Raw genomic sequence first — 18503 nt, 5'->3', positions numbered from 1 at the left:
GTTCCGGGGGCTGAGCATCCGCGCATGGCCCTTTTCTTTGGCGGACGGCCCTGCGCCGCACAACGGCCTGCGCCGCCGCGTCTGCCTTATACTCCCTGCGACCGCCCGTTCCGGACGGCCACTTACAACCCATGGGGAGGCTCCGATGCTGCAGCAGTATGGCTGGTGGATCGTCGTTGCGTGTGCGGTGGTGGCGGTTCTGTATGGCGCGCTGTCCGCGCGCTGGATCCTGGCGAAATCGCCGGGCAACGAACGGATGCAGGAGATCGCCGCGGCCATCCAGGAAGGCGCGCGCGCCTACCTCAACCGCCAGTACACCACCATCGGCCTGGTCGGCGTGGTGTTGCTGCTGCTGATCGGTTTCTTCCTCACCTGGCCGACCGCGATCGGCTTCCTGCTCGGCGCGGTGCTGTCCGGCGCGGCCGGCTACATCGGCATGAACGTCTCGGTGCGCGCCAACGTGCGCACCGCCGAGGCGGCGCGCAGCGGCCTCGGCGCGGCGATGGACGTGGCGTTCCGCGGCGGCGCGATCACCGGCATGCTGGTGGTCGGCCTGGCCCTGCTCGGCGTGGCCGGCTACTGGCTGGTGCTCGGCCACTTCGGCGTCACCGGCGAAGCCGCCCTGCACGCGCTGGTCGGCTTGGCCTTCGGCAGCTCGCTGATCTCGATCTTCGCGCGCCTGGGCGGCGGCATCTTCACCAAGGGCGCCGACGTCGGCGCCGACCTGGTCGGCAAGGTCGAGGCCGGTATTCCCGAGGACGACCCGCGCAACCCGGCGGTGATCGCCGACAACGTGGGTGACAACGTCGGCGACTGCGCGGGCATGGCCGCCGACCTGTTCGAGACCTACGCGGTGACGGTGATCGCCACCATGCTGCTGGCCGGGCTGAGCTTCGCCGACAACCTGGCGGCGGTGATGTATCCGCTGGTGCTTGGCGGCGTGTCGATCATCGCCTCGATCATCGCCACCTTCTTCGTCAGGGTGAAGGCCGGCGGCTCGATCATGGGCGCGCTGTACAAGGGCGTGATCGTGTCGGCGGTGCTCTCCGCGGTCGCGTTCTGGTTCGTCACCGGCAACCTGCTGCCGCAGGGCCTGACCGCCGCCGACGGCAGCGTGGTTTCCAGCCATGCGCTGTTCTACTGCGCGCTGATCGGGCTGGTGCTGACCGGCCTGATCGTGTGGATCACCGAGTACTACACCGGCACCCAGTACGGCCCGGTGCAGCACATCGCGGCGGCCTCCACCACTGGCCACGGCACCAACATCATCGCCGGCCTCGGCGTGTCGATGAAGTCGACCGCGATGCCAGTGATCGTGATCTGCGCGGCGATCTGGGGCGCCTACAGTCTGGGTGGCCTGTACGGCATCGCGATCGCCGCCACCGCCATGCTGTCGATGGCTGGCATGATCGTGGCGCTGGACGCCTATGGCCCGATCACCGACAACGCCGGCGGCATCGCCGAGATGGCCGACCTGCCGCCGGAAGTGCGCGGCGTCACCGACCCGCTCGACGCGGTCGGCAATACCACCAAGGCGGTAACCAAGGGCTACGCGATCGGTTCGGCCGCGCTGGCTGCACTGGTGCTGTTCGCCGACTACACGCACAACCTCGACGTCGCCGCGCAGGCCAAGGCGGCGGCCGCGGGCAGCACGTACACCCCGCTGACTTTCGACCTGTCCGACCACATGGTGATCATCGGCCTGCTGATCGGCGGCCTGATCCCCTACCTGTTCGGCGCAATGGCGATGGAGGCGGTGGGCCGCGCCGCCGGCGCGGTGGTGGAGGAAGTGCGCCGCCAGTTCCGCGACATCGCCGGCATCATGCAGGGCACCGGCAAGCCGGAATACTCGCGCGCGGTGGACATGCTGACCCGTTCGGCGATCCGCGAGATGATCGTGCCGTCGCTGCTGCCGGTCGCCGTGCCGATCGTGGTCGGCCTGCTGCTCGGACCGAAGGCGCTCGGCGGCGTGCTGATCGGCACCATCGTCACCGGCCTGTTCGTGGCGATCTCGATGACCACCGGCGGCGGCGCCTGGGACAATGCGAAGAAGTACATCGAGGACGGCCACCACGGCGGCAAGGGCTCCGAGGCGCACAAGGCTGCGGTCACCGGCGACACCGTGGGCGACCCGTACAAGGACACTGCCGGCCCTGCGGTAAACCCGCTGATCAAGATCATCAACATCGTGGCGCTGCTGATGATTCCGCTGCTGTAAGCCGCGCCACCGTCTCTCGCAGAAATCCCGCCGCGTGGCGGGATTTCTGTTTCCGGCTCGCGCGCCTGACTTTAGTCACGGGCGGCGGCCGGCCAAGCCCGGCTACGCTCGGCGGGGCAGGCCGCGCCCACCGCGACCACCTCCAACCGCACACCTGGGGATACACGATGAAAGCAGTCTGGCTGACGCTGGCGCTCGGCGTCACACTGGCGGGCATGAACGATAGCCACGCCCGCGACACCACCCCCGCTCCCGCCGCCAACGCGGCCAGCGACGACCCGTTCCTGTGGCTGGAGGACATCCACGGCGAGCGCGCACTGGACTGGGTGAAGCAGCAGAACGCGACCACCGCGAAGCAGTTCGTCGACAACGCCGAGTTCGCCCATACCCGCGACGGCATTCTCGAGGTGCTCGACTCGGAAGCGCGCATCCCCTACGTCAACCGCATGGGCGACCACCTGTACAACTTCTGGCGCGACAAGGCGCATCCGCGCGGCATCTGGCGGCGCACCACGCTGGCCGAGTACCGCAAGGCCGTGCCGGTGTGGGAAGTGCTGCTGGACGTCGACGCGTTGAACCAGGCCGAAGGCAAGCGCTGGGTGTTCAAGGGCGTGCGATGCCTGAAGCCGGCGTACGAGCGCTGCCTGGTCTCGCTGTCGCCGGACGGCGGCGACGCCGTGGCCGTGCGCGAGTTCAGCATCCCGCACAAGGCGTTCGTGAAGGACGGCTTCGTCTTGCCGGTGGCGAAGAGCGAGGTCGACTGGATCGACGAAGACACCCTCTACATTGGCACCGACTTCGGCCCCGGCTCGATGACCGAGTCGAGCTATCCGCGCATCGCCAAGGAGTGGAAGCGCGGCACGCCGCTGGCCGCGGCCACCACCGTGTACGAGGGCAAGCCGAGCGACCTGGCGGTCAGCGCCCACCACGACCGCACGCCGGGCTACGAGCGCGACTTCGTTTCCGTCGCCCGGGATTTCTACCACAGCGACCTGTACCAGCGCCTCGGCGACAAGCTGGCCCGCGTCGAAGTGCCGGCCGACGCGGAAGCCGACGCCCATCGCGACTGGCTGCTGGTGCGCACCCGCTCGCCGTGGACGGTGGACGGCAGCAGCTACCCTGCCGGCGCGCTGCTGGCGGCGCCATTCGACGGCTTCATGGCCGGCAAGCGCCACTTCACCGTGCTGTTCAAACCCGACGTGCACACCTCGCTGGACTCGTATGCCTGGACCAGGAACCACCTGATCCTCAACCTGATGGACGACGTCAAGAGCCGGCTGGAGGTGCTGACTCCGCCGCGGATGGCCACTCCCGACGGCGACTGGAAGCGCATGGCGATGGCGGGCGCGCCGGCGCTGAGCACGATCAGCGTGATCGACACCGACCCCGACCACAGCGACGAGTACTGGCTCGACGTCACTGGCTTCCTGGCCCCTTCGTCGCTGCAGCGCGGCGTGCTGGACGACGCGGCGGTCGAGACGATCAAGCAGGCGCCGGCGTTCTTCGACGCCACGAAGTTCGCGGTCAGCCAGCACTTCGTGACATCGAAGGACGGCACCCGCGTGCCGTACTTCGAGATCGCCCCGAAAGGTATCGAGCTCGACGGCAGCAACCGTACCCTGCTGTATGGCTACGGCGGCTTCGAGGTCTCGCTGCAGCCGTACTACAGCGGCAGCGTCGGCCGCGCCTGGCTGGAACGCGGCGGCGTCTACGTGATCGCGAACATCCGCGGCGGCGGCGAGTACGGCCCGCAGTGGCACCAGGCTGCGCTGAAGGCGAACCGCCCACGCGCGTACGAGGATTTCGCCGCGGTAGCCGAAGACTTGGTGAAGCGCGGCGTGACCTCGGCGCAGCACCTCGGCGCCGAAGGCGGCAGCAACGGCGGCCTGCTGATGGGCAACATGCTGACCATGTACCCGCAGCTGTTCGGCGCGATCGCCTGCGAGGTGCCGCTGCTGGACATGAAGCGCTACATCCACCTGTCCGCCGGCGCTTCGTGGATGGCCGAATACGGCAACCCGGACACGTCCGACTGGAGTTTCATCAAGACCTTCTCGCCGTACCAGAACGTGCAGAAGGACGGCCACTACCCGCCGGTGCTGTTCTACACCGCCACCAGCGACGACCGCGTCGGCCCGGTGCAGGCGCGCAAGATGGCCGCGCGGATGCAGGCGCAAGGCCACCGGAACGTGTGGTTCTACGAGAACCTCGAAGGCGGCCACGGCGCCGGTGCGGACAACCGGCAATCCGCCCACATGCACGCGATGGCCTACGACTTCCTGTGGGACCAGCTGAAGTAATCCCGACCCCATGCACCCACGCACCACCATCAGCCACGAACTGCGCGAATGGATCCTCGCCACCACACGCGCCGGCCACGGCACGGCGGCGGTGCTGCAGTTGATGAAGGAGCACGGCTACGATCCGCGGCAGAGCCGCGGCATCGTCGCCGAAGTGCTGAAGCTGCCGCTGGCGACGCTGCTCGCCGGCACGACCAGGGGATCGCTGCAGGGGCTGCGCGCAAAACACCCCGAGGCGCCCGAGGTCCGCGCCGGCGATCGCACGATCGGCGTCTCGCTCAGCGTCGACGCGCCGGTGCTGCGCGTGCTGGAGAACCTCCTCGACGAGAACGAATGCGACGAGCTGATCGCGCTGGCGCAGCCGCGCCTGCAGCGCGCGCTCACCGTCGACAGCGCCGGCCGCCAGCAGGTGGACCGGCGGCGCACCAGCGAGGGCATGTTCTTCACCCTGGACGAAGTGCCGCCGGTCGGCCGCATCGAGCAGCGCCTGGCCGCCCTCACCGGCGTGCCGGCGAGCCACGGCGAGGGACTGCAGATCCTGCACTACCTGCCCGGTCAGGAGTACGAGCCGCACTTCGACTGGTTCGACCCGGAGCAACCCGGCTACGAGGCGATCACCGCCGCAGGCGGGCAGCGCATCGCCAGCGTGGTGATGTACCTGAACACGCCCTTGCGGGGCGGCGGCACGGCGTTCCCCGAGCTCGGCCTCACCGTCACCGCACGACGCGGCGCCGCGGTGTATTTCGCCTACGAGGGCGGCGACCGCAGCTCGCTGCACGCCGGCCTGCCGGTGCTCGAGGGCGAGAAGTGGATCGCCACCAAATGGCTGCGCGAGCGGCCGTACCGGAAGCCGACGAAGGCCTGAACGCCGGCGCAGCGAAGCCCGCCACTGCTGCATCGCAGCAGCGTTTGGCGTATTCTTGCGGACCCTCTTTTCCCCTTCCTCGCCAAGGACAGTCCATGGGTCTGCACCTCGTCTCCGCCGGCCGCAACGTGCCGGAAGAAATCAACGTCATCATCGAGATCCCCAAGGACGCCGAGCCGGTCAAGTACGAGGTGGAGAAGGAGTCGGGTGCGATCTTCGTGGACCGCATCCTGTCCACCCCGATGCGCTACCCGTGCAACTACGGCTACGTGCCGCGCACCCTGGGCGGCGACGGCGATCCGCTGGACGCGGTGGTGATCCTGCCGCTGCCGCTGGCGGTCGGCTCGGTGATCCGCTGCCGCCCGGTCGGCATGCTGAAGATGAGCGACGAGGCCGGCAGCGACGAGAAGCTGGTGGTGATCCCCTCGCCGAAGGTGTTCCCGGGCTACGCGCACATCAACGACATGAAGGGCGTCTCGCCGCACTGGCTGGAACGCATCGGCCACTTCTTCGAGCACTACAAGGATCTGGAGAAGGGCAAGTGGGTAAAGGTGGACGGCTGGGTCGGCGCCAACGAGGCGAAGGCCGAGATCCTCGCCGGCTTCCAGCGCTACCAGGACGCCATCAGCGGCTGAGCCTGCCGCCAACCAGAAGTATCCATGCACAAACCCCGCCCCGGCGGGGTTTGTCGCTCATGCACTCAGCCGCGCCTGAGCAGTTCGCGCAGGTCGATCAGCGCCGCGTTCGCGCGTGACACGTAGTTCGCCATCACCAGCGAGTGGTTGGCGAAGAAGCCGAACGGCGAACCGTTCAGCACCATCGGGCTGTGCAGCGGGCGCTGCGCCTCCTCCAGCTCGCGGATCACCTGCTCCAGGCTGACGTCGGCGTGCTTGGAGCGCAGGATCGGGCCGAAGTCCTGGCGGAACGCCTTGAGCTGTTCCAGCAGCGTCCAGGTGTAGCCGCGCGCCTCGTAGAAGTTGTCGTCGATCTTCGTCCATGGCGTCTTCACCAGCCGGCCGCCGCCGGGCGCGGCCACCGTGCCGGCGGCCGCAGGCTGGTCGGCGCCGGCCACCTCGCCGATGCGGATCTGGCCCACGCTGGCTGATAGCCGCTGCGACAGCGAACCGAGCCGCGCCGAGGCCAGCTGCAGGTAGTCGGCCAAATTGTCGGCGCGGGCATAGAAATGCGCGCCGCTGGTTTCGCTGTCGCCGAGCCGGGCCAGATAGCCTTCCAGATGCTTGATCGCCTTGCGGTACTGGCTCTCCGAACTGGGCAGCAGCCAGCGGTCGTTCGGGCTGTTGAGCAGCGGGTCGGCCTCGGCCAGGTCCTTGTCCTCGGTCGACTGCGTCTGCGAGCGGCTGAAGTCGTTGCGCAGCGCGCGCACCAGGTCGCGCGAGGCGGTCAGCGAACCGAATTCCCAGTTGGGGATGTTGTCCAGCAGCACGCCCGGCGGCAGCTTGTCGTTGCTGAGGTAGCCGCCGCGCTTGTCCAGCAGCGTACGCACCGAGGCGATCAGGGTGGCGGTGGTGGTCGCGCCGGTGCTGACCGGCCGCTTCAGCTCCTGCAGCTGCGCCTGGGTCGCCGCCGCCGGATCGAACAGCGCCGGCTCGGTGTCCCACCACCACATCAGCGCCGCCACGCCCAGCACCAGCAGCGCGAGCAATGCCAGGATGGCGCGGCGGATGCCGTGACGCGAGGAGTTCGAAATATCCGGGGTCTGCATCGCGCGGCTCCTGCGGGGAATGGGCCAAGCTTACAGGCTCGGCTCGGCGCCGCGTGACCAGCGCCGAGCCGGTACCGTCCCGTCACGCCGCCGGGGCGTACGATCGGGGATCAGGCCGCCTGCCCGCCTCCCTGCGGAAGGAAGCAAAGGGCGGCCTTCGAGTCATCCATGGAGTTGTCCCATGAAAGCCGTCGCACTCACCCGCTACCTGCCAATCGACGACCCGCAATCGTTGTTCGACGTCGAGCTGCCGCCGCCGACGCCCGGCGAGCATGACCTGCTGGTGCACGTGGAGGCGATCTCGGTGAATCCGGTCGACACCAAGATCCGTTCACCCAAGCCGCAGATCGAGACGCAGCCGAAGGTGCTCGGCTACGACGCCGCCGGGGTGGTAGAGGCGACCGGCGACGCGGTCGACGGTTTCCGGCCGGGCGACCGCGTGTACTACGCCGGCGACGTCACCCGCCCGGGCAGCAACGCGCAGTTCCAGCTGGTCGACGCGCGGCTGGTCGGGCATGCGCCGCGCTCGCTGGACCTGGCCGAGGCGGCGGCGCTGCCGCTGACCGCGCTGACCGCGTGGGAGCTATTGTTTCAGCGCATGCCGTTCGACAGCGAGGATGGCGGCGAAGGCAAGTCACTGCTGATCATCGGCGGCGCCGGCGGCGTGGGCTCGATCGCCATCCAGCTGGCGCGGCGCGCGGGCTTCACGGTGATCGCCACCGCCTCGCGCAGCGAAACCACCGACTGGTGCCGCACGATGGGTGCGCACCACGTGGCCAATCATCGCCATCCGCTGGCACTGCAGTTGGAGGCCCTGGGTTTCAACCAGGTCGACGCCGTGCTCAACCTCGCCGACACCGACCACTACTGGGACGCGGTCGGCCAGCTGCTGGCGCCGCAAGGCCACGTCGGCCTGATCGTGGAGCCGGCCGGCGCGCTGAGGGTCGGCGATCCGTACAAGGCCAAGTGCATCGGCATCCACTGGGAGTTCATGTTCGCGCGGGCGCGCTTTGGCACCGCCGACATGGCCGAACAGGGCCGCATCCTCGAACGGATCGCCGCGCTGGTCGACTCCGGCGAACTGCGCAGCACGCGCAGCGCGCTGCTGGCACCGATCAACGCGGCGAACCTGCGCGAGGCGCACCGCCAGCTGGAGTCCGGCCGCACGCTCGGCAAGCTGGTGCTGGCCGGCTGGTGAGACGGTGCCGGCGAGCGGTCAGCCGCGTTTGCCCGCCGCCTTCCTGGCCGGCGAGGGCTTGGCCGGCTCGCCCTTCTTGCCGAGCTGCTCCAGCAGCGTGTTCATGTCCTCGGCGTGCTCTTCCTCCATCGCCAGGATGCCTTCCAGCACGCGGCGGGTGGTCGGGTCGTCGGTGCCGATGTAGGCGATCACCTCGCGGTAGCTGTCGATCGCGATGCGCTCGGCGATCAGGTCCTCCTTGATCATGTCGACGATATCCTCGCCCTCCACGTAGTCGGCATGGCTGCGGCTGAGCAGGCCGTCCGGCGACAGGTTCGGCTTGCCGTCGAGCTGGGTGATGCGCTCGGCGATCAGGTCGGCGTGGCCCTGCTCCTCGTTCGCGTGCTGCAGGAACTCGGCCTTGATCGCCTGCGAGTGGATGCCCGAAGCCATGTAGTAGTGGTACTTGTAGCGCAGCACGCAGACGATCTCGGTGGCCAGCGCATGGTTGAGCAACTTGACCACCGTTCCGCGATCGGCGCGGTAACCCGCCGTTATCGCGCCCTTGTCGATATCCTGGCGCGCACGCTTGCGGATGTTCTCGATGTCGCTGACGAACGGCTTGGTCTTGGCCATGGCTTGCTCCTGCGGGCACGGATGGGCAGCGGCGAGCGTGCCGATGCCGTCGGAAGTCCGACCAGCCTAGGAACGCGCATGAAAAAGCCAGGTGAAGAGGACTTCACCTGGCTCGTTTCGCCAACGCTGCTTCAACGCGGCTGGTAGGCGCGCAGGAACATCGCGACGCCGGCCCGCGCGGTGCTCTCGATTTCCTCGGCGTAGCTCTCGGCACAGTCGGTGCAGCCGAACATCTGGCGCATCATAAGGTTGCCCTTGATCAGGCTGAGGAACTGCCCGCTGGCGCGCACCACGTCGTCAATGTCGAGCTGGCCGGCGTCGATCGCCTGCTGCAGCAGCCGTTCCATCAGGCCATGCGTACGCGCCGCGCCCTCTTCCCAGATCAGCTTGCCGTAGCGCGGGTTGCCTTGGCGGCAATCGCTGAGGATGGCGCGGAAGGTGCCGACGGTCTCGGCGTTGCAGTCGAGATGGGCGTGAGTCAGCGCCACCCGCAGCAGGGTGTCGTGGATGTCGGCAGCTGGATCGAAGAAGTAGGTCTCTTCCGGCAGCAAGTCCTGGATGCGCGAGCGGATCACCTCGCGGAACAGGTTGTCCTTGTCACCGAAATGGCTGTACACGGTGAGCTTGGACACGCCCGCGTCCGCGGCGATCGCGTCCATACTGGTGCCGGCAAACGCGTTGCGGATGAACAGGGCCTTCGCCGCCGACAGGATCGCCGCACGCTTCTCCATGTCCTTCGGGCGGCCGGGGCCCTGGGATTTGACCTGCGCGCTGTTCATGCCACTACCTTCACACCTTCACAAAGAAATAGCCAAGCTTTATTATACGCAACGGTTCAATTATTTCCAGAACGACGCCAACGCCGTCAGTGTCCACCGCCTGTGCGCCGGACACCATGACGAACGTCAACGCGCGGCGGTGACTTCCGGCACTTCGTGGCCCCGCAGGCAACCGTCAGGCTTGCCAGCACCCCGGAGTGTCGGAGTGTCGTTGTCGAGGCAGGCGCCAGCGCTTATCCTTCTTGGTCTTTTTCGCTCCCCACGGGACATGGCAGATGGTAATGAATATCGAACAGGCGCGGGTGAACATGGTGGAAAACCAGGTACGCCCGTGGGAAGTACTGGACGGCCGCGTGCTGGAGGTGCTCGGCCGCGTGCGCCGCGAGGACTTCGTTGCCGCCCAGCATCGCCAGCTGGCGTTCGCCGATCTGTGCCTGCCGCTGGGCCACGGCGAGGTGATGATGAAGCCGGTGGTGGAAGGCCGCGTGCTGCAGGCGCTGGAGCTGGCACCCACCGACCGCGTGCTGGAGATCGGCACCGGCTCGGGCTTCCTCACCGCCTGCCTGGCCGGCCTTGGCGGGCAGGTGACCAGTGTCGACATCCACGCCGATTTCACCGCCGCCGCCACGCAGCGCCTGCAGGCCGCCGGCGTCACTAATGCGATACTGGCCACCGGCGAGGCGGTGCGCGAGTGGCAGCCCGACGGCCTGTTCGACGCGCTGGTGGTGACCGGCGCGGTACACGCGGTGCCGTCGCGCTGGCTGGACTGGCTCAAGCCCGGTGCGCGCGCGCTGGTGATTCGCGGCCTGTCGCCGGTGCAGCAGGCCGCCTTGCTCACCCACGAAGGCGCCGGTCGCTACCGCGAAGAAACCCTGTTCGAAACCGACCTGCCCTACCTGACCCACGCCGAACCACCACCGCGGTTCGTGTTCTGATTCCGCCCCCGCACCGATCCTCACGAGGCACCCCATGCGTTTGAAGCTGCTTACCCTTGCCCTGGCCCTGGCTGCCGTCTCGCTGCCCGGTCACAGCGAGGATCTGCTCGATGCTTATCGCGATGCGCGCGCCAACGATCCGGTGTTGTCGCAGGCCGACGCCACCCGCCTGGCCACCGCCGAGGGGGTGGACCAGGCGCGCGCGCTGCTGCTGCCGCAGATCGGCGCCAGCATGAGCCTCAATCAGATCAACGGCGGCAACCAGATCGGCCACAGCCGCACGCGCTCGATCAACGGCACGCTCAGCCAGACCGTGCTCGACTTCAGCAAGTACGCCAACCTCAAGGCCGCGCACTCGGCCTCCGATGCGCAGGACGAGCTGTACCAGGCCGCGGCGCAGGAGCTCTACGGGCGCGTGGCCGCGGCTTACTTCGGCGTGCTCACCAGCGAGGACGAGCTGACCTTCGCCAAGGCCAACGAGGATGCCTTCCGCCAGCAGTACGAGCAGTCCGACCAGCGCTTCAAGGTTGGCCTCTCGGCGATCACCGACGTGTACCAGGCCAAGGCCTACTACGAGGCGGCCAAGTCGCAGACCATTGCCACGCAGAATACACTCAACGACGCCCGCGAGGCGCTCACCCAGGTCACCGGCAAGCCGACCGGTGAACTGAAGAAGCTGCGCGACGACCTGCCGATGCAGCCGCCGACACCGGCTGACCAGGACAGCTGGGTCAAGCAGGCGCTGGAGACCAACCCCAACCTGCTCACCCAGAAGTACAACGTGCAGACGGCGCAGCACAACATCAGTGCCGCGCGCGCCGGCCACCTGCCGACGATCACCGCCGGTGTCAGCTACGGCAAGGGTGCCGGCTGGTCGGACAGCAACGCCGGCGCACGCTACCGCGACCCCTCCTCGACCACCATCGGCCTGACCTTGAACGTGCCGATCTTCTCCGGCGGCTTCACCCAGTCGCGCGTACGCCAGTCGATCTACCAGCGCGACGCCGCCACCGACGCGCTGGAAGCGCAGCGCCGCCAGGTAGTGCGCGACACGCTCAATTACTACCGCTCGGTGATCGCCGGCATCGCCCAGGTGGAATCGGCCAAGGCCTCGGTGGAGTCGGGCCGCAAGGCGCTGGAGGCGACCCGTGCCGGCTTCGAGGTGGGCACCCAGACGATGACCAACGTGCTGTTGGCGATCCAGGTCCTGACCTCCTCGGAGAGCAGCTACTCGCAGGCCCGCCACCAGTTCATCCTGAACAAGCTGCTGCTCAGGCAGACCGCCGGCACCGCCGAGCTGAAGGATATCGAGGAGATCAACGCGCTGTTGCAGTAAACCACCGCGCGTTGCACGCAAGCGCGACCGGGCCCACGCCCGGTCGTGCCGTTTTCCGAGCGGTCACTCCTGCAGCAGGGCGTCGATCAGCCGCATGACCCGCTGCACCGCGCCGCGTTCGCGCTCGAACACGCGCTGCGCGGCTTGCCCCATGCGCGCGCGCGCGACCGCATCGAGCAACAGCTTCAGCGCGGCCGGCCCCAGCCGTGCGGCATCTGCCACGCGCTCGGCGCCGCCCTCCTCGATCAGGCTGCGGGTGATCTCCTCGAAGTTGAAGGTGTGCGGCCCCACCAGCACCGGCACCGACAGCGCCGCCGGCTCCAGCAGGTTGTGGCCGCCGATCGGCACCAGGCTGCCGCCGACGAAGGCCAGGTCGGAGGCCGCGAAGAACGGCATCAGCTGCCCCATGGCGTCGATCACGAACACCTGGTGCGCAGTGGACGGCACCCCGTCGAGGCTGCGCGTGGCGACCGTGAAGCCGAGACTGCGCACCGTGTGTTCGACCAGCTTGAAACGCTCCGGATGGCGCGGCGCCAGCAGCAGCAGCGCGTCGGGCAGACGCTTCAGCACCTGCAGGTGTGCCTCCAGCACCGCCTGCTCCTCGCCCTCGTGGGTGCTGGCCGCGATCCACACCGGCCGCCGCGGCCCCCAGTGTCCGCGCATCGTGGCGCCTTCGGCCACCGCGCCGTCGGGGATCGGCATGTCGAACTTCATGTTGCCGGTGACCAGCACCTGCTCCGGGGCGGCCCCGAGCAGGCGGTAGCGGGCCGCATCGGTGCGCGACTGCGCAGCGATCAGCCGCACGCAGCGCAGCGCCGAGCGCAGCAGCCCGCGCAACGGCTTGTAGCCACGCAGCGAGCGCTCCGACAGTCGCGCATTGACGATCATCAGCGGAATGCCGCGCCGGTGGCAGGCGAAGTACAGGTTCGGCCAGATCTCGGTTTCCACGATCAGCGCCAGCCGCGGCCGGATCTTCTTCAGGAAGCGGCCCACCGAGTACGGCAGGTCGTACGGCAGGTAGACGTGGAACACGCTGTTGCCGAACAACTGCTGCACGCGTGCGGTACCGGTCGGGGTAACCGTGGTGATCACCAGCGGCGCGTTCGGGTAGTCGCGCCGCAGCGCCTTGATCAGCGGCTCAGCCGCGTTCACCTCGCCCACCGACACCGCATGCACCCACAGGCTGCCGCGGAAACCGGGCGGGTCGAAAAAGCCGAAGCGCTCCGGCCAGCGCCAGTGGTACGGCCGCGAACGCACGCCACGCGCCAGCAGCCGCAGCACCAGCAGCGGCGTCGCCAGATACATCGCGAGGGTATAGAGGTAACGCAACGTCGGGGCCCGTCAGTCCAGCGCGGCAGTATACGAGAGCGCGCGCCGCCCCCGCCGGGCACGCGGCATGCCGTCGCGGCGCGGTGCCGGCTGGCGGCCTCCTCTACAATGCGCACGATGCCCGGCATGCCACGCCCCCGCTTCACCCGCTCGCTGCTCGCGCCGCGCCACTGGCCGGCGTGGCTGGGCGCGGGCGTGATCTGGCTGATCGCGCGGCTGCCGCAGCGCGCGCTGATGTGGCTGGGCCGGCGGCTCGGCGCGCTGGTGCGGCTGGTTCCTTCCGAGCGCCGGCGCATCGCCGCGGCGAACATCGCGCTGTGCTTTCCCGAACTCGACGCTGCCGCGCGTGCCGCGCTGGTCGACGCGAACCTGCGCGACATCGGCCTGATGCTGGTGGAGTTCGCGCTGGGCTGGATGGGCAGCGAGCGGCGCATGGCCGCCATCCCGACCCGTATCGAGGGGCTGCAACACCTCGAGGCGGCGCGCGCGCAGGGCAAGGGCGTGCTGCTGGTCGGCGGGCACTTCTCGCACCTGGAGCTGTGCGCGCGACTGGTCTCGCGGCGCATCCGCATCGCCGGCATGTACCGCCGGATGGATTCGGCCGTATTCGAGTGGGTCGTGCTGCGCGCGCGACTGGACTACGCCGACGCGATGTTCGAGAAAGACGACCTCCGCGGCACCGTGAAGTACCTGCGCGGCGGCGGCACGCTGTGGTACGCGCCGGACCAGGACATGCGCAGCAAGGACACCGTGTTCGTGCCGTTCTTCGGCGTGCCGGCGGCCACCATCACCGCCACCCATCACCTGGCGCGCATGTCCGGCGCGCTGGTGATCCCGTTCTTCCACCGCCGCCTGCCGGATGGCGGGGGCTACGCGCTGCGCCTCGGCGCGCCACTGGACGGCTTCCCCGGCGCCGACGCAGCAGCCGACACCGCCCGCGTCAACGCCTGCATCGAGCAGATGGTGCGCGCAGCGCCCGAGCAGTACCTGTGGGTGCACAAGCGCTTCAAGACCCGCCCGCCCGGGGCGCCCGCGATCTACTGATCCGTAAGCCGGGTGAAAGCCTGGCCCGCCGAGAATTGCGCCAATTCCGGGACCCGGGTCGACTCCGCCGACCCGCCTCGCATGCGAGTGGCGACTTTGCGCAACCACCCTGATCCGCACAGGCCGCCGGCCCTTCCAGGCTGGCGGTGCGAACGGACCGGCGGGTTCGCGCAGCGGTGCGCCGCTTCCCCAGCGCCGCACCGGCACAGGAGTTGGAAAGTGAACGACGCCGCTGCGCAGGGCACACCGCCCCTGCCCATCCTGATGTATCACAACATCGCGCGCGCGCCGCCCGACCTGCGCGTGTACCGCAGCCTGTTCGTGAGCCCGGCGGCGTTCGCGCGGCAGATGTGGCTGTTGCGCCGGCTCGGTTACCGCGGACTGTCGATGTCGGCCGCGATGCCCTACCTGCGCGGCGAGCGCAGCGGCCGCGTCGCCGTGATCACGCTGGACGACGGCTACGTGGACAACCTGGACGCCGCCCTGCCCATCCTGCAGCGCCACGGCTTCAGCGCCACCTGCTACGTCGTCAGCGGCAGCATCGGCCGCTACAACCAGTGGGACGCCGAACGGCTGGGCGTGCGCAAGCCGCTGATGTCGGCGGAGCAGCTCCGCGACTGGCACCGCGGCGGCATGGAGATTGGCGCGCACAGCCGCAGCCACCCTCGCCTGACGCAATGCAGTGACGCCCAGCTGCACGACGAGATCCACGGCAGCAAGGCCACGCTGGAGGATCGCCTCGGCACCCCGGTCAGCCAGTTCTGCTACCCGTACGGCGACGCCGACGACCGCGTGGCCGGCGTGGCGCGCGAGGCCGGCTTCGATGCCGCCACCACCACCCGGCGCGGCCGCGCCATTGCCGGCATGGACCTGTGGCAGCTGCCGCGGGTGCAGGTGGCGCGCCACCACCTGCTGCCGCAATTCGCCCTGCGCGTGCTGTCGCGCTACGAGGATCGCCGCGCGTGAAGCTGCTCTTCGTCGGCACCAATCCCGAGAACACCGGCGCCGCCAGCCACTTCGTCGCCCTGGCGCAGGCGATGGCCGTGGCCGGTCATCAGGTCGGCGCAGTGGTCTACCCCAACGGACTGATCTGGCAGGGGCTGGCCGGCTCGGATGTCCGCCTGAGCAAGGCGAAGTTCCGCAACGCGTTCGACCTGCGCGGCTATCTCGCCGTCATCAGGGCGGCGCGGCAGCTGAAACCGGACTGGCTGGTGGGCAATTTCGGCAAGGAGTACTGGCCGCTGATCCTGATCGGGCGGCTGCTGCGCATTCCGGTGGCGCTGTTCCGGCATCGCACGCCGCCGATGAAGCGCCTTTCCGGCTGGCTGATCCCGCGCCTCGCGCAACGCTTCCTCGCCGTCTCCGAGCATGCGCGCCAGGCCTATCTGGACCGGGGCGTCCCCGGCCATCTGGTGCGGGTGCTCTACAACCCGGTCAACACGGAACTGTGCCGGCCCGACCCGCAGCGGCGCCGTGAGATCCTGCGCGCGCTTGGCCTGGACGAGCAGGCGATCGTACTCGGCTACAGCGGCCGCATGCATGGCGGCAAGGGCATCTTCCCGCTGTTCGAGGCGGCCAGCGCGGCAATGGCGCAGCAGCCGCGGCTGCATTGCCTGTGGCTGGGCGACGGCCCGGATGCCGCGGCGCTGCGCGAACGCGCCGCAGCGGACCCTACCGCGGACCGGCACCACTTCCTGGGCTGGATCCCCGACGTGCTGCCGTATTACAGCGCGATGTCGATGCTGGCCTTCCCGTCGGTCGCCACGGAAACCTTCGGGCGCGTCTCGGTCGAGGCGCAAGCCGCCGGCGTCCCGGTGCTGGGCAGCGACATCGGCGGGATACCCGAGACGCTGCAGGCCGGCGTGACCGGCCTGCTGCTGCCGCCGGGCGACGTGGCGGCGTGGCGCGAGGCAATCCTGAAGCTGTGCGATCCGGCGCTGCTGGCGTCGATGGGCACCGCCGCGCGCGACTACGTGGAGCAGCACTTCAGCATGCTGGTGATCGCCGACCGCTTCCTGCAGATCCTGAGCGGCGACTGAGCCCGCCGGATCAGTCCCGCGGCCGTCGTCGCTCGTACAGCTTGGCGTACTTCAGGAACGCGTAGAACGCATGGATGCGCGCCGCGATGAAGCCGGCCCAACCGGAGCGCCAGTGCCCGCGCAGTACGTAGTAGCGCAGGAACGCCACCGTCGGATACGCCACCATGCGCAGCCGCAGCCAGCCGACCCGGCGTTTGGCCAGGTCGGCCTGCTGCAGGCTGGAGTAGCGGTTCGCCTTGGCCACGCGGCCGGCGACGTCGGGCTCGCCGTGGTGGTCGATGACCACGTCGAGCACGCCCACCGGGCCGTCCACCTGCACTTCCTCGTGCACTTCATGGTCGCTCATGCGCGCACGCTGCCGGTCGAACAGGCGCACGTAGTGGTTGAGTCGGCCGCGCCGCGACTGCCAGCGCCAGAACTGCCACTCGCGCCGCCACAACTGGTAGCCCGCGCAGTCCGGCGCGAGCAGCGCCCGCTGCAGGGGCGCCGTGGCGTCCGCCTCGAGCGATTCGTCGGAATCCAGCAGCAACACCCAACGGTGGCTGGCCAGGTCGATCGCCGCCTGCTTCTGTGCGCTGTAGCCGGCGAACGGCTGCGCGTGGAGGCGCGCGCCGTAGTGCGCGGCGATCGCCGCGGTGGCGTCGGTCGAGCCCGAGTCCAGCACCACGATCTCGTCGGCCCAGGCCACCCCGCGCAGGCAGGCGTCGAGCGTGCCGGCGCTGTTGAAGGTGGTCACCACCACCGACAGCGCTTCACGCCCCATCGCGCGCCTCCAAGGAGCGTGCTTCTTTGAGGAGTCCGGCACGGATGCCGGGCTCTTCTTTGCCGGCAGGGATGCCGGTTACAAATAAACTGGCGCACCACAGCCCGAGCAGCCAGGCGAACAGCAGGCCCCACCAGGCCGAGTAGAACGCCAGGTGGGTGTTCAGCGGGAACAGCATCACCCCCAGCGCCAGCGTGACGGGGAACGCCCGCGCTCGCGCCGCGGCGCCGACCCGGCGCCATGCGCGCCACGCCAGCGCGACCGCGGCCAGCCACAGCGCGAGGCCGAGCGTGCCGGTCTCGGTGAGGATCTCCAGCACCAGCTGATGCGCGTGGCAGGCACCTTCGCCCACGCCGCAGGCCTCGCCGGTGGCCACGAAGTGATCGTTCGCCGGCGCGTACTGCGGATACGCGTAGCGGAAGCCGCGCACACCGACGCCGTTGATCGGGTGCGCCGCGAACATCTTGATGCTGGCGTGCCAGATGTCGAGCCGGCCGCTGAGCGCGGTATCGAGCGACTGGTCGGTGCCGTGCAGCACCAGCAAGGTGCGCTCCATGCGGTCATGGAACCGCGTCGAGGTTTTCCAGGCGATGCCGCCGGCCAGCGCCAGCAGCACCGCCGCAACCGCGCAGAAACCGGCAAAGCGCCATGGCGAGCGCGCCTCGCGCCAGGCGAAACCCAGCGCCACCAGCGCATAGCTCAACCAGGCGGCACGCGAACCGGCCAGCAGCACCGGCCCCAGTATCAGGGCGAACGCCAGCAGCAGGCCCGGCAACCCCCAGCGCCGCCGCGCCGCCCACAGCGCGAACGGCGACAGCACCGCAAGCGTCGGCCCCAGCTTGAGATTGTCGGCGCCGAAGATGCCGGAAACGCGCTCGGCCTCGGCGTGCCCGCCCAGGCTCCACCCGGTCAGCGCCTGCAGCCACGCATCGGCGCACCACAACGCCAGCACCCAGGCCACCGCCACGTAGAGCGCCAGCAACTTCTCCTCGCGGCGAATCGCGAAGCAGGCGTACAGGCCCAGCGGCGCGTAGCGCAGCAGCGCAACCACGGTGCCCCAGCTCTTGCCCGGCCGGATCGCATCGACGGCGGAGAACAGCGCCGCCCCCGTGTAGGCGGCCAGCAACCACAGCAGCAGTTGCGCGCCGGGGTGCTCGCGCAGCGCCTGCGGGTTTCGCGCAAACAGCATGATCACGCCGAGCAGGCACAGCAACGTGCCCAGCTCCGAACTGCGCCCGAACGGCAGCAAGGCGACCACCAGCCAGAATGGCAGCAGCGGGGAACGCAGCGCGGCCTTGAACGAGGTGGTGAAGGAATGCATGCGCGAACCGCAGCGAAAGTGGTCACGCATTGTAGGCG

The 18503-nt window shown here is 69.1% G+C and carries 16 protein-coding genes; 10 read left to right on the top strand and 6 right to left on the bottom strand.

Annotation, left to right across the window (positions count from 1 at the left end; genetic code table 11):
* The first annotated feature begins 145 nt into the window (after positions 1-145).
* From LRK53_RS01780 to ppa, 4 genes are all read left to right on the top strand, one after another.
* A complete protein-coding gene (locus tag LRK53_RS01780; protein WP_027491418.1) occupies positions 146-2218 on the top strand; it encodes a sodium-translocating pyrophosphatase in 2073 nt (690 codons plus the stop codon).
* 167 nt (positions 2219-2385) lie between these two features.
* Positions 2386-4518: a prolyl oligopeptidase family serine peptidase gene (locus LRK53_RS01775; protein ID WP_027491417.1), complete on the top strand. Its 2133-nt coding sequence runs from the start codon at positions 2386-2388 to the stop codon at positions 4516-4518.
* 10 nt (positions 4519-4528) lie between these two features.
* Entirely contained in the window at positions 4529-5383 is an 855-nt protein-coding gene (locus LRK53_RS01770; RefSeq protein WP_027491416.1) for a 2OG-Fe(II) oxygenase, read from the top strand.
* A gap of 95 nt (positions 5384-5478) precedes the next feature.
* Positions 5479-6018, top strand: a complete 540-nt coding sequence (gene ppa, locus LRK53_RS01765) for an inorganic diphosphatase (protein ID WP_027491415.1) — start codon at positions 5479-5481, stop codon at positions 6016-6018.
* Positions 6019-6083: 65 nt separating this feature from the next.
* Here ppa and LRK53_RS01760 read toward each other — a convergent pair whose 3' ends face one another.
* Positions 6084-7106: a DUF2333 family protein gene (locus tag LRK53_RS01760; protein WP_037088817.1), complete on the bottom strand. Its 1023-nt coding sequence runs from the start codon at positions 7104-7106 to the stop codon at positions 6084-6086.
* A 181-nt stretch (positions 7107-7287) separates the two neighbouring features.
* Between LRK53_RS01760 and LRK53_RS01755 the strand changes: the two genes are divergently transcribed.
* Positions 7288-8304 carry a zinc-binding alcohol dehydrogenase family protein gene (locus tag LRK53_RS01755; RefSeq protein WP_027491413.1) on the top strand — a complete coding sequence of 339 codons (1017 nt, stop codon included), beginning with the start codon at positions 7288-7290 and terminating at the stop codon, positions 8302-8304.
* A gap of 18 nt (positions 8305-8322) precedes the next feature.
* Here the strand turns inward: LRK53_RS01755 and LRK53_RS01750 are convergent, their stop codons facing one another.
* Both LRK53_RS01750 and LRK53_RS01745 read right to left on the bottom strand, forming a co-directional pair.
* The gene (locus tag LRK53_RS01750) at positions 8323-8919 is read right to left on the bottom strand and encodes a ferritin-like domain-containing protein (protein ID WP_027491412.1); all 597 of its coding nucleotides are present in this window, start codon (positions 8917-8919) and stop codon (positions 8323-8325) included.
* A 131-nt stretch (positions 8920-9050) separates the two neighbouring features.
* Positions 9051-9698 (bottom strand): TetR/AcrR family transcriptional regulator, encoded by a 648-nt coding sequence (locus tag LRK53_RS01745; protein WP_027491411.1) that lies wholly within the window; start codon positions 9696-9698, stop codon positions 9051-9053.
* 275 nt (positions 9699-9973) lie between these two features.
* Here LRK53_RS01745 and LRK53_RS01740 point away from each other — a divergent pair, with 275 nt between their 5' ends.
* Both LRK53_RS01740 and LRK53_RS01735 read left to right on the top strand, forming a co-directional pair.
* Positions 9974-10633 (top strand): protein-L-isoaspartate O-methyltransferase family protein, encoded by a 660-nt coding sequence (locus LRK53_RS01740; protein ID WP_008438148.1) that lies wholly within the window; start codon positions 9974-9976, stop codon positions 10631-10633.
* Positions 10634-10667: 34 nt separating this feature from the next.
* Positions 10668-11969, top strand: a complete 1302-nt coding sequence (locus tag LRK53_RS01735; protein ID WP_027491410.1) for a TolC family outer membrane protein — start codon at positions 10668-10670, stop codon at positions 11967-11969.
* A gap of 63 nt (positions 11970-12032) precedes the next feature.
* On the opposite strand, the gene waaA is transcribed toward LRK53_RS01735, so the two are convergent.
* Complete coding sequence (waaA, locus tag LRK53_RS01730) at positions 12033-13298, bottom strand: lipid IV(A) 3-deoxy-D-manno-octulosonic acid transferase (RefSeq protein WP_027491409.1); 1266 nt, start codon at positions 13296-13298, stop codon at positions 12033-12035.
* Between the two features lie 126 nt (positions 13299-13424).
* Between waaA and lpxL the strand changes: the two genes are divergently transcribed.
* From lpxL to LRK53_RS01715, 3 genes are all read left to right on the top strand, one after another.
* Positions 13425-14342, top strand: a complete 918-nt coding sequence (lpxL, locus tag LRK53_RS01725; RefSeq protein WP_235642464.1) for an LpxL/LpxP family Kdo(2)-lipid IV(A) lauroyl/palmitoleoyl acyltransferase — start codon at positions 13425-13427, stop codon at positions 14340-14342.
* A 264-nt stretch (positions 14343-14606) separates the two neighbouring features.
* Complete coding sequence (locus tag LRK53_RS01720; protein ID WP_051257473.1) at positions 14607-15308, top strand: polysaccharide deacetylase family protein; 702 nt, start codon at positions 14607-14609, stop codon at positions 15306-15308.
* Entirely contained in the window at positions 15305-16381 is a 1077-nt protein-coding gene (locus LRK53_RS01715) for a glycosyltransferase family 4 protein (RefSeq protein ID WP_027491406.1), read from the top strand. Before LRK53_RS01720 ends, LRK53_RS01715 begins: the two co-directional genes overlap by 4 nt.
* Before the next feature lie 10 nt (positions 16382-16391).
* On the opposite strand, the gene LRK53_RS01710 is transcribed toward LRK53_RS01715, so the two are convergent.
* Together LRK53_RS01710 and LRK53_RS01705 are read right to left on the bottom strand one after the other, a co-directional pair.
* Positions 16392-17144 (bottom strand): glycosyltransferase family 2 protein, encoded by a 753-nt coding sequence (locus tag LRK53_RS01710; protein WP_027491405.1) that lies wholly within the window; start codon positions 17142-17144, stop codon positions 16392-16394.
* Positions 17134-18465: an O-antigen ligase family protein gene (locus LRK53_RS01705; RefSeq protein WP_027491404.1), complete on the bottom strand. Its 1332-nt coding sequence runs from the start codon at positions 18463-18465 to the stop codon at positions 17134-17136. The genes LRK53_RS01710 and LRK53_RS01705 overlap by 11 nt, the downstream gene beginning before the upstream one ends.
* Between the last annotated feature and the right edge of the window lie 38 nt (positions 18466-18503).

This window comes from Rhodanobacter thiooxydans (assembly GCF_021545845.1).
Classification (GTDB): domain Bacteria; phylum Pseudomonadota; class Gammaproteobacteria; order Xanthomonadales; family Rhodanobacteraceae; genus Rhodanobacter.
This window is presented reverse-complemented; position numbering and strand designations above follow the sequence as displayed.